Here is a 25,565-nt window from a genome sequence, read left to right as displayed (position 1 = left end):
GCGCGATCAATCAGCGCTGCGCTCTTTGCGGCGCTGACGCTGTGACATCGCCAGGAACGCCGCAATCAGAATCAATGCCAGCGGTACCAGAATGATGTTGATCACTTTCAGCTTGGTGCCCAGCGCCTCGATGTTCTGGTTCAGCTGCAACTGGACATCGCGCAAGGCTTTGCGAATGCGTAAACGCTCCTGCTGGAAATCGTTCAGTGCCTGCACTTCCTGCTCGCTCAATTGCACGTTGCCGGATTCGTTCAAACGTTTTTCCAGATCGGCCAGCTTTTGCTCGGTTTCCTGCAAACGATTCTGCAGTTCCTGTTCACGCTGATAGAAGCTCTGCTCAGCCTGACGACGCAGCTCTTCGACCTTGGTGAACGGCCGGGCAAACTGACCGCGGCTGCGCAGGTTGATCAAATCACTGGAGCCCGACATCTGTTCAACGGCGTTGAACACGAAGTTACCGTTGTCGGCAAACGGCTGGGCAATACGCTGACCAAAGAAATTCTGCACCTGCACCCAGTAGCGATCGGTCAGCACATCGGTATCGGCCACGACCACGACATTGATGCCGGTTTCAATGCTTTCACGGCGATCATTCTGGGCATTTTCCGGTGCAGGCATCGTTGCTTTGGCGGGGCCGTTGATGCGCACGGCGACATTCAGTGCCGAACCGCCAGGCGTGAAGTTTTTCGCCAGCGTGCTCGGGTCCGGCAGAAACTCAAACTGGCTGCGCGGCAGCAGCGCACTGTCGGTCGACGACTGGAACAATGGCGACACCGTCGTCGTCGCATCCGCCAAGGTTTCGACATGACCAGCCATACCAAAATGCACCAGCTCCAGATTGGCGCTAATCAATTCGCCCTTGTCGGTACCGGACAAAGCCAAAATACCCAAATGCCGCACCGGCGCACTGTGCGCACCGCCGGAAATCTGCAGCGCGTTCTCGGCGTCGGCCACGACTTTATCCATCGCCACCTGTACACCCCAGCCTTTCAGCAAGGAATTCAAATCGGCCCCGGCCATCACTTGCGGGAATGGATTTTCCTGACCAGCCGGCAAGCGATCCGCTTCGGCAAACGGATCGACGAACAACAGGATGCGGCCACCGTTCAGCGCAAACTGCTCGATGGCGTATTGCATTTTCTCCGAAACCGCTTTCGGTTGCACAATCATCAGCAGCGACAGATTTTCCGGTAACGCTTCGGCATCGCCTTTGATTTCCTGAATCGTGTAAAGCTGACGCAGTTGCTCAAACACCACCCAAGGCTGACGCGGCGTTTGCTGCATCATGTCGAAGCCGCCATTGACCGGCATGCCGGTAATCAGACCAATGACCGGTGGCTCGGACTGTGACAGCTTAGCGATCAAACGGCTGATCTCGTATTCCAGCTGCTGCTCTTTGTCCGGCTGCAAAAACGGCAGCACTTCACGCACATCGACACTGTTGCTGCCAACGATACCGAAATACAGTTTCTCACCGCCGACCGGCACGGCCTGCAAACCGTATTCAGCGGCACGATCTTCGTCTTCGGAGAACGGAACCGGATCGACAAAATGCAGCACCAGTTTGCCTTGGCTCAGGCGCGCGTATTCCTGCAGCAATTCGCGCACACGCTGGGCGTAATTTTTCAGGCTCGGCACGTCTTTGGCGACCGACTCGGAGAAAAACAAATAGACGTTAATCGGCTCATCGATTTGCTCGACGATATTTTTTGAACCGGGAGACAGCGTGTACAACTGATTTTCGGTCAAATCGACGCGCCAGCCGCGCAGCAACAGGCTGGTGACCAGCGTTAGCGCAATAAACGCGGCAGCCAGCAAGGCAAGGCCGGCACGAGAAAAAAGGATTTTCTGATTCATGTCGGGTTTCTCACTCGGCTTTTTTCAGGTCGAGCACAATCGCCGTGGCGATCAGCCAGGCAGCGATAAAGCTGACAAAAAAGAACACATCACGAACATCCAGCAGGCCTTTGCTGATGGCATCGAAATGGGCCATCAGCGACATATAGGCAACGGCATCGATCAGCCATTGCGGGGCCCAACCGGAAAAGGCATCGAGCACCATCGGAAAACCGGCCAGCACAAAGACAAAGCAGATCACGATGGTCAGAATAAAGGCCACCACTTGCGAACGTGTGGCGGCGGAAAGACAAGTGCCAATGGCGACAAAGGCGCCGCTCATCAACCAGCTACCAAGGTAAGCCGCAACGATGACACCATTGTCCGGCTCGCCGAGATAATTGACTGTGAACCAAATCGGAAAGGTCAGCACCAACGACAAACCAAGCAGCACCCAAGCGGCCAGAAATTTCGCCAGCACCGCCTGCCAAATCGTGATCGGCAAAGTCATCAGCAATTCCAGCGTGCCACTGCGCCGCTCCTCGGCCCAGGTGCGCATGGCAATAGCCGGCACCAGGAACAAATACAGCCACGGATGGAAACTGAAAAACGCCATCAAATCCGCTTGATTGCGCTCATAGAAGTTACCGAGATAGAACGTGAAGATGCCGGACATCACCAGGAAAATCACGATGAACACCAGCGCCAGCGGCGTCGAAAAATAACTGCGGAACTCACGCTTGAACAACATGCCAATCATCGACGAAGGACTTAAGCTCGCCGATGTCGCGACTACAGATTCTTGACTCATGCTCAGGCCCTCAAGGTAATTTCGCGGAACACATCATCAAGCCGGCCCTGCTCGGCAAACATTTCGCCAACCGGCCATTTTTCTTTTTTGATCAGCTCGCTGATGTCGGCATACAGCGTCGCGCCATAACGCGGCAACACCAGCAATTGCTCGGCGCTCAGGTGTTCGACATCGCGGACACTGCTCAGCGACTTCAACGCCGCGACATGCTCCGGCGTATGCGCCATTTGCAAGCGCACGGCACCGTGACGCGGTGAGCGTGCCAGCAAATCCTGCGGGCTGTCGTCGGACAACAGTTTGCCGTGGGCGATGATGATCGCACGGGTGCAGACAGCGGTGACTTCTTCGAGAATATGGGTCGAGATAATGATGATTTTGTCTTTCGCCATATTCAGAATCAGCTCGCGTACCTGCTGCTTCTGGTTCGGGTCGAGACCATCGGTGGGCTCATCAAGGATCAGCACTTTCGGATCATGCATGATCGCCTGCGCCAAGCCGACCCGGCGCTTGAAGCCTTTCGACAGGGTATCGACCGTTTTGTGCAGCACTTCATCAAGCTGCACCTGAGCGATCACGTCCTTCAGGCGCTGCGATTTTTGCTCACCGGCCAGACCGCGCATATCGGCCATGAAGTCGAGGAACTGCAGCACAGTCATGTCGTTGTAGCTCGGTGCGCCTTCCGGCAGATAACCGATCAGGCGCTTGGCTTCCAGCGGCTGTTTTTCGATATCGAAGCCGCAGATTTTCACCGAGCCTTCAGTGGGCGTCAGAAAGCCGGTCAGCATTTTCATCGTGGTCGATTTACCGGCGCCGTTCGGGCCGAGAAAGCCGAGGATTTCGCCCGGCGCCACCGAAAAACTCAGACGGTCAACGGCGCAAAAATCGCCGAATCGCCGGGTCAACTGGTGAATTTCAATCATCTTGTTCTGAACTCCCGCGAGGTTTGGCCAGTATCCTAAAAGCCGCAGCTGGCCGCTCCAAATGATAGATAAGGCAATGAACATGAAGAGGTTTTTGCCCATTTCGAGGTTCACCCATTGGGTGAGCCGCTCCGCAACGCATAGCGCATCCCGGACTGGTCGATGCGGCGTTGCAAATCCTCGCGAGGTGTTCAACCTCGCTGTGGTTCGCGCCTTGCCTCGCCAGCGCCGGCACGCACTCTGCGCTGCGTCCAACTGCGGTTTTTAGGATTATCAGGAGCAAAAGACGAGTACCGTCGCTACTCCCTGTAAAAGCGGTGCCTGATCTTAAGTGCCGATCATGAAAATTCAAGTATTCGGTGCCGAAATTGCCAACGGTTGTCGCCAGCCCTGTAATCCGCCGTTGTGGACAAGCAACACGCGCTGACCGCGCCGAAACGCGCCGGCACTCAGCAATCGCTCGAACGCGTAACAGACCTTGCCGGTGTATATCGGTTCCAGCGGTATGTGATGCTGCGCGGAAAAGTCTGCGCAAAAAGTCAGTAATTCGTCCGGGACTTTGCCGTAGCCGCCGTGATGTTCATTGAGCAGCCAGCGTATCGGCGCCTGACGGGTAAGCCTGGATGCGGTCAATAATTGCTTGGCCTGCGCGCGCAAATAGCCGCCTTGTTTCAGCACCGGCACCGCCCAGACCTCGCCAGCAAACGGGCTGCAGGCGAGCCCGGCCGCCGTCGCACCGGTGCCGGCCGCAGTGAGCACGATCGACCAGCGCTGCGGATGGTCATCGAGCATTTCGGCAACACCAGCAAGCGCCAGCGGCGTGCTGCCGCCTTCCGGAATAAACAGCGTCTCCGGATCAGCGGAAAAAAAGCGCTGCGGCTCATCGCGCAACGCGCGGAATTGCTCGCGGTCCAGGCGATGCAAGCGCATACCCCATTGCTGGCAATCGATCAGCGTTGGCGTCAGCGGCGCGTCTTCAGCCAGCCGGACAAACGCTTCGGTGACAAAACCACATTGCGCGCCGGCGGCGGCCAATGCATGCAGATGATTTGAATGGGCGCCGCCGACGCTGATCACGCGGCGTACACCACGGCGCTCGGCCTCGAGCAGCAGGTATTTCAGTTTGCGCGCTTTATTGCCAGAAAGTTGCTGGCCGCGACAATCTTCACGCAACACAAACAGCTCGACACCAGCGCGTTTTGCCTGTGTGTGTTCAAGCTGCTGCAATGGCGCAGGTGCCAGCGCATCGAACCAGTTTTTCAGAGACGACATTGACGTAAAGCGGACGGCAATTCAGGCCGGGCACGCTAACACAAGAAGAATCAGAGAGGAAAATGCGAGGGGCAGAACGGGAATCGAGTCGCGCCGGGAAAACGCGATCCGATAATTTAGGTTACAGCACAGCCGCTGTTTCGGCTGCCTTGGACGAGGTAATCAACCAGGATGAATCGATGCTGCGCCTATCTGTGTGAACTCTCCGGTCCAGTCCGAAATGGCGTAACAACCGCTCAAAATCCTCATTGCGTACACTGCGTCGGCGGTCTAGGCGACGTTCGGGGCCAACGTATACCGGCTCCAACATCCCTGGCTGAACCACTTTGATAAAGTGCTCAAACATAGCCATTCCTTCGCAAACGGACTTAGCAATTATTTCAGAGCTTTGCCGTAACACAAGTTCAAATACGCTGATCGGGCAAAAAAACCGACCAGTGGCGGCAGTTTATGCCCCAAATCGTCCGATATGGATGCGTAACTGGAACAGAAATAACAGTACTGGAATCCAAAACGCCAACGAAAACGGCGATTCCATCTTGGCGATGACCCAAGCGATTTGTCCGATGCAGAGCACAATCAACCCGTTGACGATCGGCCGTACCCAGCGGCTTTCCTGCCACCAACGCCGGCCTTGCCAAATCCTTTCATCGGCTTCGACCTCGCGCTGCGAAGCGAGATCGTTCACCAGCCCCTTGTCACGCCACTCGCTTTTACGCTGTTCGACCAACGCCTCGGTCGCGGCCCGGCGCGCGGCTTCATTTTTGCGGCGATGATAGTCGGAGTCGATTGGCATTGGCGTAGTGGCATTCGACATTGCGGAGAGATTGACCAATGATACGTCATCGGAAACAAAAATCGTTCATCACCCATGACGGAAAAACAGGGTTTGCACCGTAGCGTTATCGCGCTCGGCTTTGTCAGTTTTTTCATGGACGTGTCCAGCGAGGCGATACACAGTCTGCTGCCGCTGTTCATGGTCAATGTGCTTGGCTTGTCGGCACTGGCCGTCGGCTTAATTGATGGCGGCACCGAATCGCTGAAACTGTTTTTCAAACCACTGTCCGGTTGGCTTTCCGATCGCTTTCAACACCGCAAATACCTGACCGCGTTTGGCTACGGCCTGGCCGCTTGCACGAAACCCTTGTTTGCGCTGGCACAAGGTCTGCCGCTGATCATCACCGCGCGCCTGCTTGACCGCACGGGCAAAGGCATACGCGGCGCGCCGCGCGATGCACTGATTGCCGATATCACACCGAAACCTTTGCGAGGCCGCGCCTATGGTTTGCGTCAGGCGATGGACACGGCAGGCGCCTTGGTCGGGCCATTGCTGGCAGCGCTGGCGATGTGGTGGCTGCACGACAATTACCGTTTGGTGTTTTGGCTGGCCGCGATTCCGGCAGTGCTGTCAGTCAGCATCTTGCTGCTCTTTGTGCGCGAACCGGAGCACCAAAAAAATAATGAAGACAAAAATGGCGAAGACGCCGAATCACCGCCTTTTTCCAAAACCTATTGGCTCGTTGTCGCCGTTGCCTGCGCGATGGCGCTGGCACGGCCGAGTGAAGCGTTCTTGTTGTTGCGCGGTCAATCGGTGGGCTTGAGTGAAAGTGAAACACCGTTGTTGTTCGCAACGATGAATATCGTTTATGCCGCCAGCGTTTACCCGGTCGGAAAATGGTTCGACGATATCGGCCCGCGTCGGCTGTTGATCGCCAGTATGGTGATCTTGTTGGCCGCCATGTTGGTGCTGCGCTTCGCCGACTTCAGTCAGATGATTTGGCTTGGTGCCGCGTTATGGGGGCTGCATCTTGGCAGTTCACAAGGCATATTGGCGGCGCTGATTTCCCTGCATGCGCCAGAGTTGAAACGCGGTACTGCATTTGGTTTGTATGCGTTGCTGACCGGTCTGGCGTTGGTGGCCAATGGCGCGGTGGTCGGTACTTTATGGCAACAAATGAGTCCAGCAATGGCCTACAACTTTGCCGTCGTTATGTCCGTATTGGCCTTGCTGGCCTGTTGGCAAATCAGAGTCGGGGAAAAATAATCTCGCTTTTTTTGACTTCAGTAAAAGCGCGCAATTTCATCCAACGATTTTTTGCTGATATCCGGCACCGTGACACCAGCCGCCGGCAACCCGGCAACGATGATCATTTCCGCGCGCTCGGAACTTGGCCGATCAAGAATCTCATTCAAGAAGCCCATCGGACTGGGGGTATGCGTCAGCGTCGCCAAACCGGCATCGTGCAGCGCGGCCAGCAACATGCCACAGGCGATACCGACCGATTCCGGCACGTAATAATGCTTGTGCTTTTTGCCGTCGTGATCGAGATGCCATTTCTGGCTGAACACGACAATCAGGTACGGCGCCACTTCCAGGAAAGGTTTGTGTTCATCGGTGCCAAGCGGCGCCAACGCTTGCAACCATTCTTCGCTGGCGCGCGAACCGTAGAACAAACGCTCTTCCGCTTCGGCCGCTTCACGAATACGTTTTTTCAAATCAGCGGAGGTAATTACCGCAAAAAACCACGGCTGTTGATTGGCGCCGCTCGGAGCCGTGCCGGCCGCCAGCAAGCATTGTTCGATCACTTCGCGTGGCACCGGGGCATCAGAAAACTCGCGCACAGTGCGCCGCTTTTTCAGCTGCTGATAAAACGCATTGGCCTGGGCGATACGCGTTTCATCATCAAAATACGGCAGTGGCGGCAATGGCACAAATGGATGCTGACTCATGATGATTCCCTCCGGCAATTGATTGAGATTTTTATTTTTCGACAAATGCCCGTTCGATCACGTAATCGCCCGGTTCACCAATCGCTGGCGACGCTTTAAAACCACGCGAATCAAGCAAGGCTACGGTGTCTTTCAGCATCGTCGGGCTACCACAGAGCATCAATCGGTCATGCTCGGGATCAAGCATTGGCAAACCGAGCTTTTGATAGAACGCCGGATTCGGTAATGCATCGGTCACCCGGCCCTGATTGTGAAACGGCTCGCGCGTAACGCAGGGATAATATTTCAGCTGCTGGCGCACCATATCGCCGAGCAATTCATCATTCGGCAATTGATCCGTAAAGAACTCAAAATACGCCAGATCGTTGACGTTGCGTACGCCATGGAACACGACGACATGTTCGAATTTCTCGTAAGTGCGGAAGTCGCGCACCAAACTCAAGAATGGCGCCAGACCGGTGCCGGTAGAAAGCAGATACAGACGCTTGCCGGGCAGCAAATCATCAAGCAACAAGGTACCGGTCGGTTTTGAAGACACCAGCACGTCGTCACCGACCTGCAGTGACTGCAGACGCGAGGTCAGCGCACCGTGCTGCACTTTGATCGAAAAAAACTCCAGCTCTTCTTCGTAGTTGGCACTGGCGATACTGTAGGCACGCAGCAGCGCTTTACCGTTGACCGGCAGACCAATCATGACGAACTGGCCGTTCTCAAAACGAAACGCCGAATCGCGGGTGGTGCGGAAACTGAACAAATCCTCATTCCAGTGGTGGACCTGGGTAACCCGTTCGGTGCGTATGGCTGCCAAAATCGCAACTCCTCAATACCAATGCAAACTGCAGGCGTCACAAATCGATAATGGTTATCGTTTGCAACCATGGCTGTATGAGCTGCGCATGCTAAGGTTTTTTGGCCAAAGATCCAGCGGATTCAGCTATTTATGAATAAAGGAAATATGCTTTTTGGTTATATAAAACGTAGGGACTTTCGGTTGGGCGTAAATGTCGGCAGTCGAATGCGGTGGCCCGCCCGGTAGCCGGCTTTGCTACAGGGCGCTCACTGCCGTCTTCTTGATGCCGCGGCAGCGATGCCCACCTTCATCAGAAAGACGCGACTTCTCGATGGCAAGCCGCGTCTTTCGAGAGTGTGTTACGCGCTCAGTTGCCGGTAATCGGTATATCCCTTTTCGCTGCCGCCATAAAAGGTATTGGCATCCCATTCCGCCAGTGCCGCCTTTTTCAGCAAACGCTCCGGCAGATCCGGATTGGAAATAAACGGTTTGCCGAACGCGATCAGATCCGCCTGACCTTCTGCCAGCGCTACCGCCGCTGATTCGCCGGAAAAACCACCGGCCAATATCAATGCGCCATCGTAATGCTTGCGAATCAGCTCCAACATCCGCTTGGCTTTGCGCTGGTTGCCAGCGTCGGATTGATCCATTTGCGAACGTGGGTCAATGGCATGCAAATAAGCCAAGCCACGCTGGTTCAACTCGGTAACCAAGTGACTGAACAAGGCTTCCGGATCATCCATCTGCATCGAATTGAACGAGCCATACGGGCTGATGCGCACACCAACACGATCCGCACCAATTGCGGCCACTACCGCATCGGTGACTTCAAGCAAGAAGCGCGCGCGATTTTCAACGCTGCCGCCGTATTCATCTTCTCGCTGATTTGAACTCGTGTTCAAAAACTGATCGAGCAGATAACCGTTGGCACCGTGCACTTCGACGCCGTCAAAACCGGCTGCCATCGCATTGCGCGCCGCGTTGGCAAAGTCGAGTGCTATGCCAGCGAGCTCACGTTTTTCCAGGGCACGCGGCGTTTCAAACGGCACGAATTTCGGTTGGCCGGCCGCGTCGGTGATAAACGCATTGCCTTCGGCGGCGATGGCGCTGGGCGCCACCGGTAGCGCATTCTGCGGCTGCAACGCCGAATGGGAAATGCGGCCAACATGCCAGAGTTGCACAATGATTTTTCCACCCTTGTCGTGCACTTTTCCGACGACATTTTTCCAGCCTTCCACTTGTGCACCGCTGTGAATGCCCGGCGTCCAGGCATAGCCTTGTGCTTGCGGTGAGATTTGTGTGGCTTCGGTGATGATGAGACCAGCACCGGCACGCTGGGCGTAATAGGTCGCCATCAATTCGGTCGGAATATTGCCCGGTTGGCCGGCGCGTGAACGAGTCATCGGCGCCATGACAATGCGGTTTTTCAGATCCAGTTTGCCGGTTTTCAGGCCGTTGAATAATTGCTTCATGACATGCTCCTTAGCGAGGGTTTGATTGAGTGAAAAAATGTTCAGAACGCCTGACTGATTGTCAGCCCGCCCCAAATCAGTGAGCGATCGCCAGGTCCGTTTTTGATCTCGGAACTCATCGCCCGTAATACGTAGGAAAAGCGCCAACCGTTTTCGGATGCCAGCGTGTAACCGAGCCAGGCTTCAGCGACGAGCGGCTCCAGTTCGTTGGCAGAAAACGTCACGGCGCTGTCGCGAAATTGGCCTTGCAGAAAGGCGTTGTAGAGGCGCCAATGCACAGAGAAACCAGCCCAGAAATATTGCTCGGCACCGCCTTCCGCAGCAGCAACCGGCACGGTTTTTTCGGCGTAATCGGCGAGCTGTGGGTTGTAGCTCCACCACGGCGAATGGATTTCACCGACCCGGGTTGCCATGCCGAACGTCAGTTGCGTCAGGTAACCAGCGCTGGCACGCAAGGCTGTCGTGCTTTCGCCTTCAAAGCCGGCAAACGAACCGGACCAGTTACGCGCCGTGCGCGCGACGCTGTAGCGAAACGTCGGTTCGCCGCCGTTGCTGATTTGGTTATCCCAGCCTTGCGGTTCGGTGGCGCCGAACGCTTTGTGCAAATCGGTTTGCAGCTCGCCAATCAACTCCAGACCGAGCAGGCCGACAGTCAGCGTGCTTAAGTAAGCCACTTCGCGATGCGGGTCGATATGCGCCGTCGATTGACTGAAATACAACAAACTGGCGTAAGGACGGTCGCCCTGCTGTGCATTCAGGTCGTCGAGATCGGCCGGAGTAAAAGTCGTGATACCGACTTCCTGGCTATGCCGGGTCAGGCCGTTATCCTGATAAAGCCCTTGCACGCCAAACAAGCGATCGATGGAGGCGCGTACCGGCTCCAACGACGCAAAACCGTCAGCGACATCACGACCGGATCGGGTTAGCGAAAAACCACCGGTGTAATCGCGATCGCGATGACCTGGTGTCAGCAGATCATTATCGATATAGAACGCCCAGCCGGTTTCGGCCGGCTCTGGATCGGCGGCCAGCGTGACCGGGCTCAAGAGCACCAATGCGGTAGCCAGACTGTTACGCAGAAGCTTGTTCATTGTTGTTACTCGCCTTAATATGACCGGTCGTCTTAATTTGCAGCAAAAAAAATATAGTCGCAAATCACGGCCAATTAGATGACCGGTCGTCTTGTTTCGTTACAAAAAAAATCGCCCGCCACGCGCACGATTTATTCCTCTGCGGCTACCCGGCTTTCAATGCCGAGCGGCCTAAAACCTCGTTGAAAACTACTTCAAAAACGCTGACTTCAGTACTCGCAAAAAGGTATCGAGCGGCTCCCGGCTTTTCGCCGCTTTCATCCGCATCAACGCCCCTTCCCAGGCACAGAAGACAAACTCCGCGGTGTCTTCAGCGCTTTTCTTGTCCGGCAAATCGCCACTGGCAATCGCCTCGCGAAAGCAGTCCCGGATCAGGCTGACGTTACCGCACATCAGTGAGTTGATTCGGCTACGTAAGGACTCACTTACATCAGCCATTTCCTGACACAGGTTGCCAACCAGACAACCGCCGGTGAATCCACCATCGACCTGGCACTGCACGCTCTGCTCAAAGTAATTGATCACCCGTTGCAGCGGCGGCACCGAGCTGTCGGTCAACAGCGACCTCGCCCACTCGTAACCCTGCTTGGTTACCCGGGTAACGCCTTCGACGGCAAATGATTCCTTGCTGTCGAAGTAGTTGTAAAAAGAACCTTTCGGCACGCCGGCGGCGGAAACGATGTCTTGCACACCAGTACCGTTGTAGCCCTGGCGAAACATGACCTCCATACCGCGGTCGAGGATCAGTTCTTTTTTGTCGGTAGCTTTGCTCATGGGAGAATAATATGACCGGTCGTCTTGTTTTGTCAAGCCCGGATTATACCGGGCTATTCAGATGCTTTATCGGATGTCGCGCTGTATACGCCGAAGCAGTCGTTTAAGGCAAGCGCTTAACGTCGGGTAACCCGCACCCGTAACCCCGATTTTGGCTTAAGCACCAAATCCACAACGGGTTCTGGCAACGTTTCACCTTCTGCCAGAGCAAAATCGAAATGCTGAATCAGATGAGCGGCAATCAATGCCATTTCAATACTGGCGAAATGCTGGCCGAGGCAGAAATGTGGGCCGGCGCCAAAAGGCAGGTAAGCACCGCGAGGAATGGCTGGGGCATCAGGCAGAAAGCGTTCGGGACGAAACACATTGGGCTCCGCAAACGAACGCGCATCATGATGCAAATTCCAAATCGGAATCACTACCAGGGTGTTTTTGGCGACCGGCGTATCACCGATCACCACGTCCTTTTGCGCAACGCGAGTAAATAGCGCCGTGGATGGCGGGTATAAACGCATCGCCTCCTTAATAGTGGCGTTTAAAAGTGGTAAGCGAGCGATGCTTTCCAATGCTGTCGTGTTGGCAGCCGTTATCTCTTGGCGCAATTGCTCAACGATGCCAGGATGCGTTGCCATCAGGCCTATCCACCAACTCATCGCCGACGACGCGGTATCGAACCCCGCCGCGAACAACACGAAGCAATTATCATGAATTTCCTGCGCACTGAGCGACGCGTTACCCGCGCCCGGTTGATCATCGCGCGCCGCCAACAACATGCTGAGCACATCCTGTTTGCTATCAGTGTTCGTACTGGTCCGCGCCTGGATATGCTCATCAATCAACGTATGAATGATTTTCAGTTGCTCCAGCTTGGCGGCACGCCCTGGGTACGGTAGCCACTTCGGTGGAATAATCGGCCAAAACAATTCGCGCATACTTTGTCGGCTTAGCGCCCGGATCGCGATAGAAACCTTGGCCGCCTCCGCTTGTGTCGTCGCATACGAAAACAACGTGCGCAGAATGACGTCCATCGTGACACGCGTGGTCAGGAAATCCGCATCAACAACCGCCGTTTTTCCTGGCTCGACGGGCAGTTCTGCGCTAACGCTGTCGTGAATGGCGGCGTTCATCAGATCCATATAACCCGCAACACGCTTCGGCGAAAAACCAGGTGTCAGAATGCGCCGTTGACGATCCCAATCTGCCCCCTCAGTGGTCAGCACATTCTTGCCCTGAAACGAGGCGAAAACTTTAAGTTGACGCGATTCACGGACGAAATCGGACTGATGATCGACCAGGATCTGACGAGCCGCTTCCGGGCTGAAGAAATAATAAATTCGACGAAAAAGAATATTCAGTTTGGCGACATCGCCATATTGCTGTTGAAGTTGTTTGGCGGCGCCCAGTGGATCGTGTTGAATGTGCCGGAGTAGTGACAAGCCCAAAGAAATTTTCCTGCTCGGCACCTGTTCAATGCTGGTTGTAATCGCCATTACTTTACTCCTGAGGATCGTGATCGAGCCGTGGTGGTTTGCGCCTTCGTGTTCGCTGTTGTTTTTGCAGGGTGAGCGCTGGAGATGCCGTGCATCAGCAAATCAAATGCCGCGAGAAATCGTGTGGTCAAATCGGTGTTGGGGTCACATAGCCAGGCCGAAACGGCACCGAACAGCAGGTACTCAAAACTCCAGGCAATCTGTTCGGCGGTTTGGCGAGTATCGATTTCTCCCGCCATCTGACCGGCCTGAATCATCAGCGTCAAAATCTGCCTGGTATCGGTATCGAACCGCTGATCGCGCAGCGCATGATTGGTCGGGGTTTCACCATAGCTGGCTTGACTGGTCAAAAACCGCAGGTAATGCGGCATATAGGCTCTGCGCTCGCTGTGCCAGGCGGCTGACTCGCGCAGCAGATAGCGCATGCGCTGATCAAAACTCTTATGTGCCGCGAGCGCCGTCGCCAGCTCCGTCATACCGGCAGCTATGTCCTCACGGAAGCGATGCGCCAACAGCGCTTCTTTCACCGGGAAGTGGTTATAAAGCGTCGCTTTCGCCACGTCCGCTTCGTCGGCGATTTGCTCCATCGAGACCGCGTCATAGCCATGGGCTTCAAAAAGCTTGAAGGCGGTTGCACTCAAATGTGAGGCCGTGCGTTCACGCTTGCGTTGACGACGTTTTGGGGGCTGGATTGTCATGCGAGCAAAATACCATACGGCGACCATTTTTGTACGTCGTACAAAAAATATTTCTCCACGGGCCTTCTGTTTGAGAAAGCCAAGAACAACGACAAGCTGCTTTGGAGGTGAACATTCACGATCAGCCAGAACGCCAAAAGTCTTTATGATTCATGGCCTTGCCATCATAGAGACGCTGATATGGTCGTCGTTCGCCTAATTGCCTTGTGTTTTGTCGCCAGCAGTTGCCTGGCCGCCGGTTCAACGCCAGAACAAACCATCGAACAACTCTGGCAGGCCTTTTCCCACCCACCCGGCGTCAGTGCCGATACCCAAACCTTGCAGACGCTGTTTCATCCGCAGGCGATGGTTTTCGGCAGTCGCTATCGTCAGCAACAGCCAGAGCTGCGCATCAATAACGCGCAAGATTTCGTCGCCTCATTGCAGAAGGTCAGCGAGCAGGGATTTTATGAATGCGAGATAAGCCGCAGCGTTGAACGGCAGGATCGCTTTGCCCAGGTCTACAGCGTTGTCGAATCACGCCGCGATCCAAAAGCGCCACAAGCGGATTTTGTCGGCGTCAACAGCATCCAGCTTTATCAAACCGATAAAGGCTGGCAGATCCTGTCGCTTTACTACCATGTCGACCCGGATTTGGCGGCTCGACTTTCCATCGCCAACAGCGGTAACTGTCTGAGCTCCGATTCTCCGCGCACACCATAGCGCGCGTTGCTCCATCGCTTTCTCCACTAGAACACTCGCTTACCAGCACGCAAAGGAGCGGTTATGAACCCGAGTCATCATGTATTGCGCATCCTGATTGTCATCAGCATTTTGCTGCTCGCTGCATGCAGCAGCAAACCCGCCACCATCAATAAACAATGTTTTCACGTCAATGCCGACATAGAACCAGGCATCGGCTACTGCGGCGCGGTGCGCGGTGGCAATCAACTGCATATTTCCGGCGTCACCGCCTCCGGCGAAATGTCCGCCGCGACTACGGCTGTATATCAGCGTCTTGAACGGATACTGAAAACCCATGGCTTAAGCTTTGCCAACGTTATCAAGGAAAACGTTTACGCGACCAAGCTCGATGACTTCATTGCCACCGCCCCTACGCGCAAAACGTTTTACGGTAGTGATTTTCCTGCGGCCACCTGGGTGCAGGTCGATCGCTTGTTTATGCCAGCCATGGTGCTGGAAGTGGAGTTGATCGCGGTGTTTCCAGAGTAATTGACGAAGCATTCCTGCAGATGCGTCCTGCCTACTCCTGACAGTATGCTGTCAGGAGTAGGCAGGCAACATGGCGCTCCTTTTTTTGTTGGAGCTTCACGATGAACGATTCGCATGTTTTGGAAGTCGCTTTGTTTACCGTCAAACCCGAGCACGTAGCGCAGATGCCAACGCTGCGCAAACAATTGCGCGAAACGCTGAAAGATTTTCCCGGTTTGATCAGCTTCGAGGCTTACGCGCCGCTTGGCGAAAATACCTTTGCCGACATCGCCAAATGGCAAAGCCACGAGCACGCCCAGGCAGCCGCGCAAGCCTTCGCCGATGGCGACCCGCGTTTTCTGCCTTACATGCAGGCCATTGAGTCGCTGAGTTTTATGGGGCATTTTGTTCCGGGTGACACACCGGTTGCTTAAGTAACGACCGTTTATCGTTTTGATTGTGAAAAGGCAGCGCCATGGAACCGACCACTCACTCAGCGCTAAAGAATGCGATTCTGGAATGGGATGGCAAATCAGCCAGCGCAATCAAAACGATTTACCAACAATTCCGGGAGTTCGACGAGTTCCCGGAATGGTCGTTATCGATGCTGAAGGATGCCGAACTGCAACGCGGTGCCAGCTACCTGCTGAAACAATGGCTGAGTGATGGCGGTTCGTTGAGCGCAGCGAACATCAAAAGCATTCACCAATGCTTACCCACCGTTGACGACTGGCAAGCCTTGCTGCACCTGTTGCAAAGCGCCGAATACCTGCCCATTGGCAAAGCCGAAAAATCGTCTGTTGAGTTCGCGTTGCGTCGTCATTTGACCCATCCGAATACCTTCGTCCGGGCCTGGGCTTATCACGCGTTTTATTGGCTGGCCCGGCAGTACCCGGAATACCGTGCCGATGCCGATCAGTTTCTGAACATGGCCCTGGCCGACGAACCGGCCTCCGTCAAAGCCCGAGTCAGACAGTTGCAGAAACAGGGCTTTTAGAAGCCATCTTAAAAATAGTCTGGGCGATGGCGAGGTGCGTGAATAGGAGCGCAGGAACCGGAGTTTACAAGTCGTAAATGAGGATTCCGAGCACCGCATTCGCGCAGATCGCCGAGCTCCCAGGCATTTTTGAGATGGCTTCTAGCGGCTACGCGGCTTTATTTCTGCTAAACCGCGCCAATTCAGGGATAATGCCGCCTTAAATACCCGCTGGGCGTATCGCCCTGCCTTCACGATGTTGTCTCCCTGATGCCCGCATTTTCCGATTTAGGTTTACTCCCTGCCCTGCTCCAAGCCTTGCATGCCGAAGGCTATGAAACCCCGACGCCGATTCAACAACAAGCCATTCCGGCCGTATTGCAAGGCCGCGATGTCATGGCTGCCGCGCAAACCGGCACCGGCAAAACCGCCGGCTTCACACTGCCGATACTGCAGCGCTTGAGCGAAGGGGCCAGCACCAAACCCAATTCAGTACGCGCCCTGGTATTAACGCCAACACGTGAGCTCGCCGCCCAGGTGGCAGAAAGCGCAAAAACCTACGGCCGGAATTTACCGCTTCGCTATGCGGCGGTTTTTGGTGGCGTCAGCATCAATCCGCAAATGATGGCCTTGCGTCGCGGTATTGATTTACTGGTCGCGACACCGGGACGTTTGCTCGATCTGCACCAACAGCGCGCAATCAAATTCAACCAAGTGGAAATGCTGGTGCTCGACGAAGCCGACCGCATGCTCGATATGGGTTTTATCCACGACATCAAAAAAATTCTGGCGCTGTTGCCAAAACAGCGGCAAAACCTGTTGTTCTCGGCAACCTTTTCCGACGACATTCGCAAACTGGCGCATGGCTTGCTAAACAAACCGGTGTCAATTGATGTCAGCCCGCGCAATGCCACGGCCAGCACCGTCAAGCAATCGATTTACCTGATCGACAAGCCGAAAAAAATCGCACTGCTCAGCCAACTGATTCGCGACAACAATTGGTCGCAGGTGCTGGTGTTCGTACAAATGAAACACGTCGCCAATCGCCTGTCGGAAAAGCTGCAGAAAGATGGCATCACTGCCGCCGCGATTCACGGCAACAAAAGTCAGGGCGCACGCACCAAAGCTTTAGCTGATTTTAAATCCGGCGCCATTCGTGTCATGGTCGCGACTGACATCGCTGCACGCGGTCTCGACATTGAAGCGCTGCCGCATGTCATCAACTACGAGCTACCGATGGTTGCCGAAGATTACGTGCACCGCATTGGCCGCACTGGGCGCGCAGGTAGTGAAGGTGAAGCGCTATCGCTGGTATCCAGCGATGAAAAGGGTTTACTGACCGCGATCGAGAAACTGACCAAACAAAAACTGCCGGTGCTACCCGTGCCGGAACTAAAACCTTCACTGGAAAAACCGGTGCAACCCGCACCGGCGGCGCAACCGGCCGCCAAACCGGCGCGCACCAGCAACAAACCCACTAAACAGAGACTGCCGTTACCGAGTATCGACGAACGCGATATCGAATGGCAAGCGGTGCGTTCGCAAGGCGCCGGTGGCCAGAACGTCAACAAAGTCGCGAGCGCGGTGCATTTGCGTTTCGATATCAATGCTTCATCGCTATCCGATGCTGTCAAACAACGGCTGAAGCAAATGCCGGATGATCGCATCAGCAAAGATGGCGTCATCGTGATCAAAGCGCAAAGTCAGCGCAGCCAACCGCAAAACCGTGAAGAGGCGGTCAAGCGCCTGCAAGAACTGATCGCACGCGCCAGCGTGGTGCCGAAAAAGCGCCGACGCACCAAGCCAACCGCCGCCTCACAGAAAAAACGGCTGGAAAACAAAACCCAGCGCGGCGTCGTCAAAGCGATGCGCAAACCAGTAAAAGATCAATAGCGGACCAGAGCAAGGATGCCACCACTACTTCTGATGATGGCGATTGCCATCAACTTGCTGGCGGCGATGTGGTTAGCCCTCGTTGGCCTTGGTATGTTTTTCCAACCCGAGCGCATGCGCACGCTACTTTCCAAAGCAGGCAGCACGCCGCTAATCAACTACGGTGAGCTTGGATTGCGTTGCCTGTGGGGCGCTGCGATGTACCTCATCGCTGAGTACACCGCATTCGCCACCACGTTTTCGATAATGGGTGGCTTTATTGTGCTTTCATCGATTGCCCTGATGCTGATTCCACGCCAGTGGCATGCCGCGTACTCACAGCGCTGCGCGCAACAGCTGTCTCACCGCAGTATTCGTCTGTTGTCGCCAATTACGTTGGTGTTTGCCTACGGATTGGCAGTTGCCGTATGGCCAGCATCACATTCGCTTGTTTGGTAAAAAGCGCATTTTCGGTCAGGTAATGCCAGACGCGTTCCCTTATCGTTCATCCCAACCAAACAACAGGAGCCGTTGTGCAAAGTATTGAGCGATTCAGCAAGGTATTGCGCCATATTGAGCAGCACCTTGATGAAGAATTGTCGATTGCCACGTTGAGCGCCGTAGCGGCACTGTCGCCGTATCATTTTCAGCGGCAGTTTTCCGCCTGCTACGGTATTGGTGTATTTCAGTACATCCGCTTGCTGCGCCTGCAGCGCGCCTCGTTTCAACTGGCCTATCGCGATAGCCTTTCCATCGGTGAAGTTTCCGCCGATGCCGGTTATCAAAACGCTGAATCCTTTGCCCGCACGTTCCGGCGGTTGTTTGGTCAGGCGCCAACGATGTTTCGCCGCGAGCCAGATTGGCAGCAGTGGCACGACGTCATGCGGCAACTGCAACAGACAAGGGAACAGATGATGAACGATAGCGCCAACAATCAAGCAACCTATCAAGTGGAAATCCGCGATTTTCCGGAAACGCAACTGGCCGTACTGGAACACCGCGGCCCACCAGAACAACTCGGCAAAAGCATTCAGCAATTCATCGCCTGGCGGCGCGCCAATCGCTTACCGCCGTCACGAAGCGCCACATTCAATTTGATCTATGACGACCCAGCCGTCACCGCACCGGAAGACTATCGCTTCGATCTCGGCGCTGCTGTTCAACAATCGTTAGCCGCCAATGATCAGGGCATCGTCAACAAAACCATTCCGGCTTGTCGCTGCGCCGTGGTCAGACATATCGGTCATGATCAGGGCCTGGCGCCCATTGTGCGCTATCTTTACCAACAGTGGCTGCCAGCGAGTGACGAGTCGCCGCTCGATTTTCCGCTGTTCTTCCAGCGCCTGAAATTTTTCCCGGATGTGCCCGAGCATCAGGCCGTAACGGAAGTGTTTTTGCCATTGCGGTAAAGTTGGGGAATCCTGTCAGGAGCTCACAACCGGAGGTTCCAATGCCTTATCAATTTGCCGGACACTGTCGTTGTGGCGGCAGCCAGGTGGAATTTCACAGCCAACATCCGCTCAATCAGTTGGGCCCGCGCGCCTGCGACTGCGATTTCTGCACCGAACGAAAACTGCACTGGCTTTCCGACCCAGCCGGCAAATTGTTTGTGCATTTCGAACAACACTACGTTATCCAGCAACAGGGTTCCGGTCAGGCCCAGTTCCTGACCTGCGCCGGCTGCGGCACCGTAGTCGCCGTCACGTTTCCGTTCCAGCCGCAACGGCTAGGCGCCTTGAACAGCGACGTATTGGATGAAAAAGCGCAGCTGCAGCATTCGGCGTTGGTATCGCCCAAACAACTCAACCCCGAGGAGAAAAAACCGCGTTGGCAAAAAGCCTGGATGGCGATCAGCATAGAAGGCGAACCCGCTGAGGCATATCGCTAATGGCTTCAGCGGATTGCCGAGAATCACTTATCTGATATTCTGGGCGAAGCGAAATTCGCTTTCCACTGTAATCACTAATGGCTATGTGTAACATACGTCCGCAACCGCTTTTCGGGTTCGGACCTGCGAGCTGCTCGTTTCAATCCGTAGACATCAAATGAGAACAAAAGAATGGAGTACAAAGAAAAGGCTATAGAAGAGGTCAGAAGGATTACCTCTGACGCCAAAAACTGCAGGATCGTGAATGTACATCCCGACTTCATGAATGGCACTTTATACGTCGTTGGTTTCGACACTGACGAGGGCAAGTTTCATAACTATGTGTATGTCCATAAAAATGAGATCTACCTCGCCAAAAATGAGGCATTACTATTATCCTGGATCTCTAAAAAGACTAGAGGACTGAGTTTACTTGAACAGATTGGTGGTTCGGCGGGCATCATTGGACTAATCATCACTTTAACAATTGTATTCCTAGTGATCTTTAGACCAGAAGCAGAGGTACCTAAAGAGCTTTGGGCAGCTCTAACAGCGGTATTAGCGTTCTACTTTGGCAGCAAAGTCGCAAAATAGGTTTATGTAAGTCCGAACCCGCGCAGCGGTTTCGGCCGCATGTAAACTCAATTATGAAGCCGGCATTCCCTAACCGTTCAAGGAACCGTATTCCTGTTTTCGTTTAGCTTGAAACACTCACCATAGAATTGAGAACTATCAAGAGCTTGGAGCGCGAAACCCTTTTCCTGCTTTCACCGAACTTCGCCGATACCAAAGTCGGGCCAATTCCGTTTTTCTGCATTCATTGTGCGGCGGTGGAAGGCATGTTGAGTTATTTCCCTGAGCTGCAACAACTATTGGAAGTAAAGCGGATTGCATTTCCAAGACCGCGGCCTGAGGTGATTGCCGTGCTCGGTGAGGCACATCAAAGCTGCCCGGTATTGGCCGTGGCCAAACCGCACCCGGGTGCGCAACACTTACTGAAACAGAGTACGGAAACCGGCAACTATTTTGTAGCTGGCCCGGAAGCCATTGCAGCCTACCTGGCTATCGTCTATGGCATCGCGGCCGCTCACCCTAAAATGCCGTAGGATGGGTTGAGCGTCAGCGAAACCCATCGCCTACCCTTTACCGCCAACCGACAGATAGGCTTCGCTGACGCTCTACCCATCCTACAAATTCCGAACTTATTTCAACCTTCCGCTTCTGGCCAATAGCGGCCCCCCCTTCGATGAGTCAGGATAGTGTCACTCATGCTCGACGCGCTAACGAAAGGTATCCAAAATACTTTTCAATTGCTCACGGCTCTCCAGGGCCCATTCCGGTTCGTTGGACATTTCCTTGAACTGGTTCCAGGCGCGTAGCAGGTCCTGCAAGGCATCACGCAGTTTCTCATGAACGAATTTTTTATCTTCGTCGCCGAGGCCGCTCAGGCTGACCTCCAGCACTTCGTCGTCGCCGGCCAGGATGTTGCGTTCGATCAGCAGTTCATGAATATCGCTTTTTGAGTCTTGCCAGTTTCGTGAGCGTTCTTTCCAAAAGTCGTCTTCCATCAGTTCCTGATAGTAGCCGCCGCCCAGAGGTCCGAAGAAAAGGTATTCGTGTTTTTTGGCAAAGGCTTTGAAGGCGTCCTCGGCTTTGCGAAACACGTTGTTCAATTCATTCTTGATTGCCGAAGCATAGGCATTGCAATCGTCTTTTTGGCCGCTGGTCAGCATTTCCCCGGCCAGGGCTTCGGCGGCGTCTTCGGCTTGGTCCCAGGCGTCTTTGATGCGTGGATAGCTGGTGTCTTCGAGAAATTCTTTGACGATTTCTCTGGCTTCTTTGAAAGTGCCGAATACGCCTTCTTCGCGGCTGATCAGGGCATGGATTTCCAGTTTGCGGGCCTCGGCTTCGCTGAGTTTGCTGGCGATAAGCCGCGTGGCGCCTTTGATGATTTGTTCGGTGATTCCGAGATCCACTAGCCTCAACGCCGCACTGACGCCACGCTTGACGCGATCGGCCAGTGCTTCGCTCGCTTCTTTTTCGGCTTTGGCGGCCTCTTTGGCGGCGGAATTCAGAATCTCTTCATAGGCGAGCGCGGTCTTTTTCATTTGCTCTTCAATGGTTTGATCGGCGCTCAGAATGACTTTCCATTTTTCTTCAAATTCTTTTTCGGCTTTGGCCAGATCCAGCGTTTGTTTTACCATCAGATCACGCTTGACCGGCACTTGCGAAATCATCAGTTTGAAGAAAAATGTGTGCTCTTCGTTGCTGATTTTCGCCAGCCATAATTTGCCGTGTTCGGAACGACCGAGTGCATCTTGTGCTGCCGCAGCGGACTCCTTGGCTTTGTCTATCCATTTGCCGTGACAGGGTTCGTTGCTCGGCTCCAGCAGTTCAAGCAAATTTTCCAGGCGACCTTCGCGTTGACTGAAATAGCTGTCGAGCACACGGGTAATGGCTTCTTTTTCTGGCGTTTCAAATCCGGCTTTTTCCAGCGCTTCCAACACTTCCTTTTTGCGGGCATCGTAAGACATAGAGCGTTCCTTCTGAGAATGCGGACATTCAAATCGCGTGCGTGGAGGTGATGCGCCATGGGCCGTCATCAAGTCGCTGCAACTCCCAGCGACGATGCAACATGAAGCCGGCAAAGGTGCGGTATTCCTCACCGATTTTGCCGATGTGATTGACCAATGCCCGGACCGAATACACCAGAGCCGGAGTGCTGCGGCTAAGCTTATGATCGCCTGGTTGTTCAGCGGCGTCGTAAACCACGCGCACCGGGCTTAGGTTTGCCACCTCCAAGCCATAGACGTCATCCATCAGGCGTTGGCGGGCACGATCCCAGGCCGAGGTGGCGCTTTGCCGGCCCATCGTTTCCCAGGTGCGATCAACGTAAAGAAAAGAACGATCACGTTCGTAATAGCTGCGCACCATCCAGTTGGCGTAGCAAGAAAGCCAGGTTTCCATGTCGCCCATTTTCATCGCTTCAAAAGCGGTCAGCAGCACTTGCTCCGGAGCGGCATCATCCGCGAGTGTTGGCCGCCTGATGCCGGCTTGCAATGCCGCTTCGCCAGCAAATGCTTCGGTGGATTTACCTGGACGCAAATCGACAAAGAACCGGTTTTCCTTGTTGGCGGCATTGGCGACCAATGCCGCCATTGGTTGCACGCGGACACCGGCCACGGTGATGTTACGGTGAACATCGCAGACCAATGCCGGCTCGGCTTGTACGGTGCCGATAAAGCTGATGCTCGGATCACGGAAGTACGGGTCGACTTTTTCGATGTATTCATCGGTGGCGACATACAGCGGCTTCAGCGACGGATCGCGCTTGTCGATCAAATAACCACCGCCATAACGACCGGACCAATACCAGTTACGTTTGGTTTCGAACAGCAGTTCGCGTTTTCCGACAGCGCCCAAGCGCAGCACTTTGCCAACCAATGGCCGGATATCTTCGGTAAACGAGTTTGGCGCTTCCGGCGGATTGCTCATTAGCTCAGGTTCGACCTCGGCCAGGAACGCAGCGAAAGCTTTATCAGCGGTAGCGGTGACGTCTTTTGCGCGGGCTTCACCCAAGCCGCGATACGCGACATCGGCAGCGCTCAGTTCGCGTTTTTCGCCGGCGACGATGATTTTCATCGCTTCATAATCTTCTCGCAGCGCCTGGGAAAATTTCGAAGGGTAATGTTGCTCCAGATAAGCGATGCGCTCAGCAAACGGCTTGAGCTGTTCGGCCTGATTTTTGGTTACCGTGCCAACGTAGTAATCCCAGCCGGCCAGAATGACTTTGGCGACATCGAAGAACTGGCGATACCAGGCATCCCAGGCGTAATCAAAGCCATCTTTTTCGTGATTGAGCGGACCTGTTTCACTGAGCATCCGCTTGCCTTCGGCATTCTTGTAAGTGCGATAAGCGCCGAGCCGGCCCTGTATCGGCACCCGCTCATCACCGCGCTGCACAAGCAGCGTGAACGGATCGTCCGGTTTCAGGCCGCTTTTTTCCAGCCAACTTGAGAATCTGCTGTCGCCAACACGGGTACCGGCTTTTACGGTTTCTTCGTCATAGCGCTGATCGCCATGGCCGACAATCAAATCGCTGACCCGCAGTCCTGAGCCGCGAAAGCCACTGTCCCACGGGATCCAGGTGACAAATCGCGCGACGGAGCCCTCTTCGTTGTGGTTACTGGTTTCAATTTCCAGTTGCGGACTGGTTCCTTCCGGCCATGGCATAAAACGCTCCTGTTTGCTCGACAAAGTGCTTGCGGTACACGCTTTGTTATTAAGCGTATTGCTTTCAGCCACTCGAATTGACGGACGACAGGTTGAACGGGGTGAAACCGAAGAAATATGGTGTGAGTCGTTACCGCTCCACCACTTACCGACTCGATGCTAACGCGATGACGACGCCATGCGTTGAAGCCAACGACTGTACACAAAAGCCATGACAAGGTGAATGGGGAAAAACCACCGAATGACCTTGAAGCGACATGGTTACACGCGCAACCGACAACTGAGCACAAAGGCTTTTTGTGTCAAACCGCGTTCAGCCAACTTGCAAAGGCGGCATTCATCCCCATTGAACCGAAGTCCCGTACAACCGTCTTAGCCCTATCACTGCTGGTTTGGGCGTTTGCTAAGCTGAAGACAGTAACCGGCGTTTTGACGTGCTTGTCAGCGCCAATTATTCCGGAATGGTTCAACAAGGAGTCGCCTCATGTTTTGCCCTACCTGTAAGAACGTCAACCTGGCTATTGCCGACCGCCAGGGTATTGAAATCGACTATTGCCCGCAGTGCCGCGGCGTTTGGCTGGACCGGGGTGAGCTGGACAAGATCATCGAACGTGCTGCCGGCGCACCTTCCGCTCCGCCACAAACGGCGCCGCGTTATGCCACTCACGAAAACCCGGTGCATCATCAGCACAGCTCGCCGACACCGCATTACAAGAAAAAGAAATCGAGCTTTCTTGACGATTTGTTTGATTTCTGACGCGAATTAAAAAACCGCTCGACCAATAAAAATGAAAAAAATCGCCCTGATCACTGGCGCCAGTCGCGGCATTGGCGCCGCCACGGCCCTCACGTTGGCAAAGAAGGGTTATGCCCTGTGCATCCACTATCGACGCAACCGGCAAGCCGCCGAATCAGTACTCGCGACGGCAAAAAAGCTGGGCGTAGACGCCTTCATCGCACAGGCTGATATCGCGCAAGAGCAAGAAGTGGTGAGGTTATTCGAGCAGATTGATCAGCAGCTCGGCCGGTTAACAGCGCTGGTCAACAACGCCGCGATACTGCTGCCACAAACGCGCGTTGAGCAGATGTCGGCCGAACGCATCAATCAAATACTGATGAGCAATGTCACCGGCAGTTTTATTTGTTGCCGGGAAGCGATCAAGCGCATGTCTATCGCACATGGCGGTCAGGGCGGCGCGATTGTCAATGTTTCATCGGTCGCGGCGCGCACCGGTTCACCGAATGAATATGTTGATTACGCGGCCAGCAAAGCCGCGCTCGATGCCTTGACCAAAGGTTTGTCGCTGGAAGTGGTGCAACAAGGTATTCGTGTTAATGCTGTACGGCCCGGATTTATTTACACCGAGATGCATGCCGATGGCGGTGAACCAAATCGCGTTGAGCGATTAAAAAACAGCATTCCGATGCAACGCGGCGGTCAGCCGGAAGAAGTCGCCGCAGCGATTGCCTGGCTGCTGTCGGATCAGGCTTCTTATGTCACTGGTTCGTTTATTGATGTCGCTGGCGGTCGATAACTTACCC

27 protein-coding genes are annotated in these 25,565 nt (G+C 54.5%); 13 read left to right on the top strand and 14 right to left on the bottom strand.

The window, feature by feature from the left end; translation table 11 throughout:
• Positions 1-6 precede the first annotated feature (6 nt).
• The 5 genes from E2H98_RS15115 to E2H98_RS15095 all read right to left on the bottom strand — a co-directional run bounded on the left by E2H98_RS15115 (position 7) and on the right by E2H98_RS15095 (position 5,656).
• Complete coding sequence (locus E2H98_RS15115) at positions 7-1,857, bottom strand: GldG family protein (RefSeq protein ID WP_133590007.1); 1,851 nt, start codon at positions 1,855-1,857, stop codon at positions 7-9.
• A 10-nt stretch (positions 1,858-1,867) separates the two neighbouring features.
• Positions 1,868-2,647 (bottom strand): ABC transporter permease subunit, encoded by a 780-nt coding sequence (locus E2H98_RS15110; protein ID WP_232475423.1) that lies wholly within the window; start codon positions 2,645-2,647, stop codon positions 1,868-1,870.
• 2 nt (positions 2,648-2,649) lie between these two features.
• Complete coding sequence (locus E2H98_RS15105; protein WP_133590009.1) at positions 2,650-3,567, bottom strand: ABC transporter ATP-binding protein; 918 nt, start codon at positions 3,565-3,567, stop codon at positions 2,650-2,652.
• Positions 3,568-3,915: 348 nt separating this feature from the next.
• Entirely contained in the window at positions 3,916-4,839 is a 924-nt protein-coding gene (locus E2H98_RS15100; RefSeq protein ID WP_133590011.1) for a 1-aminocyclopropane-1-carboxylate deaminase/D-cysteine desulfhydrase, read from the bottom strand.
• 448 nt (positions 4,840-5,287) lie between these two features.
• Entirely contained in the window at positions 5,288-5,656 is a 369-nt protein-coding gene (locus E2H98_RS15095) for a hypothetical protein (protein ID WP_133590013.1), read from the bottom strand.
• Between the two features lie 54 nt (positions 5,657-5,710).
• Here E2H98_RS15095 and E2H98_RS15090 point away from each other — a divergent pair, with 54 nt between their 5' ends.
• Positions 5,711-6,883, top strand: a complete 1,173-nt coding sequence (locus tag E2H98_RS15090) for an MFS transporter (protein WP_133590015.1) — start codon at positions 5,711-5,713, stop codon at positions 6,881-6,883.
• A gap of 17 nt (positions 6,884-6,900) precedes the next feature.
• Here E2H98_RS15090 and E2H98_RS15085 read toward each other — a convergent pair whose 3' ends face one another.
• The 7 genes from E2H98_RS15085 to E2H98_RS15055 form a co-directional block, all read right to left on the bottom strand.
• Positions 6,901-7,569 (bottom strand): nitroreductase family protein, encoded by a 669-nt coding sequence (locus E2H98_RS15085; RefSeq protein WP_133590017.1) that lies wholly within the window; start codon positions 7,567-7,569, stop codon positions 6,901-6,903.
• A gap of 31 nt (positions 7,570-7,600) precedes the next feature.
• Positions 7,601-8,377 carry a ferredoxin--NADP reductase gene (locus E2H98_RS15080; RefSeq protein WP_133590019.1) on the bottom strand — a complete coding sequence of 259 codons (777 nt, stop codon included), beginning with the start codon at positions 8,375-8,377 and terminating at the stop codon, positions 7,601-7,603.
• A 341-nt stretch (positions 8,378-8,718) separates the two neighbouring features.
• Positions 8,719-9,831 carry an alkene reductase gene (locus E2H98_RS15075; RefSeq protein WP_133590021.1) on the bottom strand — a complete coding sequence of 371 codons (1,113 nt, stop codon included), beginning with the start codon at positions 9,829-9,831 and terminating at the stop codon, positions 8,719-8,721.
• A gap of 41 nt (positions 9,832-9,872) precedes the next feature.
• Positions 9,873-10,922 carry a lipid A deacylase LpxR family protein gene (locus tag E2H98_RS15070; RefSeq protein ID WP_133590023.1) on the bottom strand — a complete coding sequence of 350 codons (1,050 nt, stop codon included), beginning with the start codon at positions 10,920-10,922 and terminating at the stop codon, positions 9,873-9,875.
• A gap of 189 nt (positions 10,923-11,111) precedes the next feature.
• Positions 11,112-11,696 (bottom strand): TetR/AcrR family transcriptional regulator, encoded by a 585-nt coding sequence (locus tag E2H98_RS15065; protein ID WP_133590025.1) that lies wholly within the window; start codon positions 11,694-11,696, stop codon positions 11,112-11,114.
• A 116-nt stretch (positions 11,697-11,812) separates the two neighbouring features.
• Complete coding sequence (locus E2H98_RS15060) at positions 11,813-13,186, bottom strand: cytochrome P450 (RefSeq protein WP_133590028.1); 1,374 nt, start codon at positions 13,184-13,186, stop codon at positions 11,813-11,815.
• Positions 13,186-13,884, bottom strand: coding sequence for a TetR/AcrR family transcriptional regulator (locus E2H98_RS15055; protein ID WP_133590030.1), 699 nt, complete (start codon positions 13,882-13,884; stop codon positions 13,186-13,188). The genes E2H98_RS15060 and E2H98_RS15055 overlap by 1 nt, the downstream gene beginning before the upstream one ends.
• 180 nt (positions 13,885-14,064) lie before the next feature.
• Here E2H98_RS15055 and E2H98_RS15050 point away from each other — a divergent pair, with 180 nt between their 5' ends.
• The 10 genes from E2H98_RS15050 to E2H98_RS15005 all read left to right on the top strand — a co-directional run bounded on the left by E2H98_RS15050 (position 14,065) and on the right by E2H98_RS15005 (position 20,896).
• Positions 14,065-14,586 (top strand): hypothetical protein, encoded by a 522-nt coding sequence (locus E2H98_RS15050; protein WP_133590032.1) that lies wholly within the window; start codon positions 14,065-14,067, stop codon positions 14,584-14,586.
• A gap of 63 nt (positions 14,587-14,649) precedes the next feature.
• Positions 14,650-15,096 (top strand): RidA family protein, encoded by a 447-nt coding sequence (locus E2H98_RS15045; protein ID WP_133590034.1) that lies wholly within the window; start codon positions 14,650-14,652, stop codon positions 15,094-15,096.
• Positions 15,097-15,197: 101 nt separating this feature from the next.
• Entirely contained in the window at positions 15,198-15,509 is a 312-nt protein-coding gene (locus tag E2H98_RS15040) for an antibiotic biosynthesis monooxygenase family protein (protein WP_133590036.1), read from the top strand.
• A 41-nt stretch (positions 15,510-15,550) separates the two neighbouring features.
• Complete coding sequence (locus tag E2H98_RS15035; protein ID WP_133590038.1) at positions 15,551-16,072, top strand: hypothetical protein; 522 nt, start codon at positions 15,551-15,553, stop codon at positions 16,070-16,072.
• A gap of 249 nt (positions 16,073-16,321) precedes the next feature.
• On the top strand, positions 16,322-17,944 hold the full coding sequence (arfB, locus tag E2H98_RS15030) for an alternative ribosome rescue aminoacyl-tRNA hydrolase ArfB (protein ID WP_157591405.1): 1,623 nt from the start codon (positions 16,322-16,324) through the stop codon (positions 17,942-17,944).
• A 15-nt stretch (positions 17,945-17,959) separates the two neighbouring features.
• Positions 17,960-18,382 (top strand): hypothetical protein, encoded by a 423-nt coding sequence (locus tag E2H98_RS15025; RefSeq protein WP_133590040.1) that lies wholly within the window; start codon positions 17,960-17,962, stop codon positions 18,380-18,382.
• 74 nt (positions 18,383-18,456) lie between these two features.
• Positions 18,457-19,332: an AraC family transcriptional regulator gene (locus E2H98_RS15020; protein ID WP_133590042.1), complete on the top strand. Its 876-nt coding sequence runs from the start codon at positions 18,457-18,459 to the stop codon at positions 19,330-19,332.
• Between the two features lie 41 nt (positions 19,333-19,373).
• The gene (locus E2H98_RS15015) at positions 19,374-19,811 is read left to right on the top strand and encodes a GFA family protein (protein ID WP_133590045.1); all 438 of its coding nucleotides are present in this window, start codon (positions 19,374-19,376) and stop codon (positions 19,809-19,811) included.
• A gap of 171 nt (positions 19,812-19,982) precedes the next feature.
• Complete coding sequence (locus tag E2H98_RS15010) at positions 19,983-20,384, top strand: hypothetical protein (RefSeq protein WP_133590046.1); 402 nt, start codon at positions 19,983-19,985, stop codon at positions 20,382-20,384.
• 128 nt (positions 20,385-20,512) lie between these two features.
• On the top strand, positions 20,513-20,896 hold the full coding sequence (locus tag E2H98_RS15005; protein WP_157591404.1) for a DUF3088 family protein: 384 nt from the start codon (positions 20,513-20,515) through the stop codon (positions 20,894-20,896).
• A 174-nt stretch (positions 20,897-21,070) separates the two neighbouring features.
• Here the strand turns inward: E2H98_RS15005 and E2H98_RS15000 are convergent, their stop codons facing one another.
• A complete protein-coding gene (locus E2H98_RS15000; protein WP_133590050.1) occupies positions 21,071-22,324 on the bottom strand; it encodes a hypothetical protein in 1,254 nt (417 codons plus the stop codon).
• Between the two features lie 28 nt (positions 22,325-22,352).
• Positions 22,353-24,023 carry a hypothetical protein gene (locus E2H98_RS14995; RefSeq protein WP_133590052.1) on the bottom strand — a complete coding sequence of 557 codons (1,671 nt, stop codon included), beginning with the start codon at positions 24,021-24,023 and terminating at the stop codon, positions 22,353-22,355.
• A gap of 484 nt (positions 24,024-24,507) precedes the next feature.
• Here E2H98_RS14995 and E2H98_RS14990 point away from each other — a divergent pair, with 484 nt between their 5' ends.
• Positions 24,508-24,780 (top strand): TFIIB-type zinc ribbon-containing protein, encoded by a 273-nt coding sequence (locus E2H98_RS14990; protein WP_133590054.1) that lies wholly within the window; start codon positions 24,508-24,510, stop codon positions 24,778-24,780.
• Positions 24,781-24,811: 31 nt separating this feature from the next.
• Positions 24,812-25,558 (top strand): SDR family oxidoreductase, encoded by a 747-nt coding sequence (locus tag E2H98_RS14985; protein WP_133590055.1) that lies wholly within the window; start codon positions 24,812-24,814, stop codon positions 25,556-25,558.
• Positions 25,559-25,565 lie beyond the last annotated feature (7 nt).

The sequence above is a fragment of the Permianibacter aggregans genome, assembly GCF_009756665.1.
GTDB classification, from domain to species: domain Bacteria; phylum Pseudomonadota; class Gammaproteobacteria; order Enterobacterales; family Permianibacteraceae; genus Permianibacter; species Permianibacter aggregans.
This window is presented reverse-complemented; position numbering and strand designations above follow the sequence as displayed.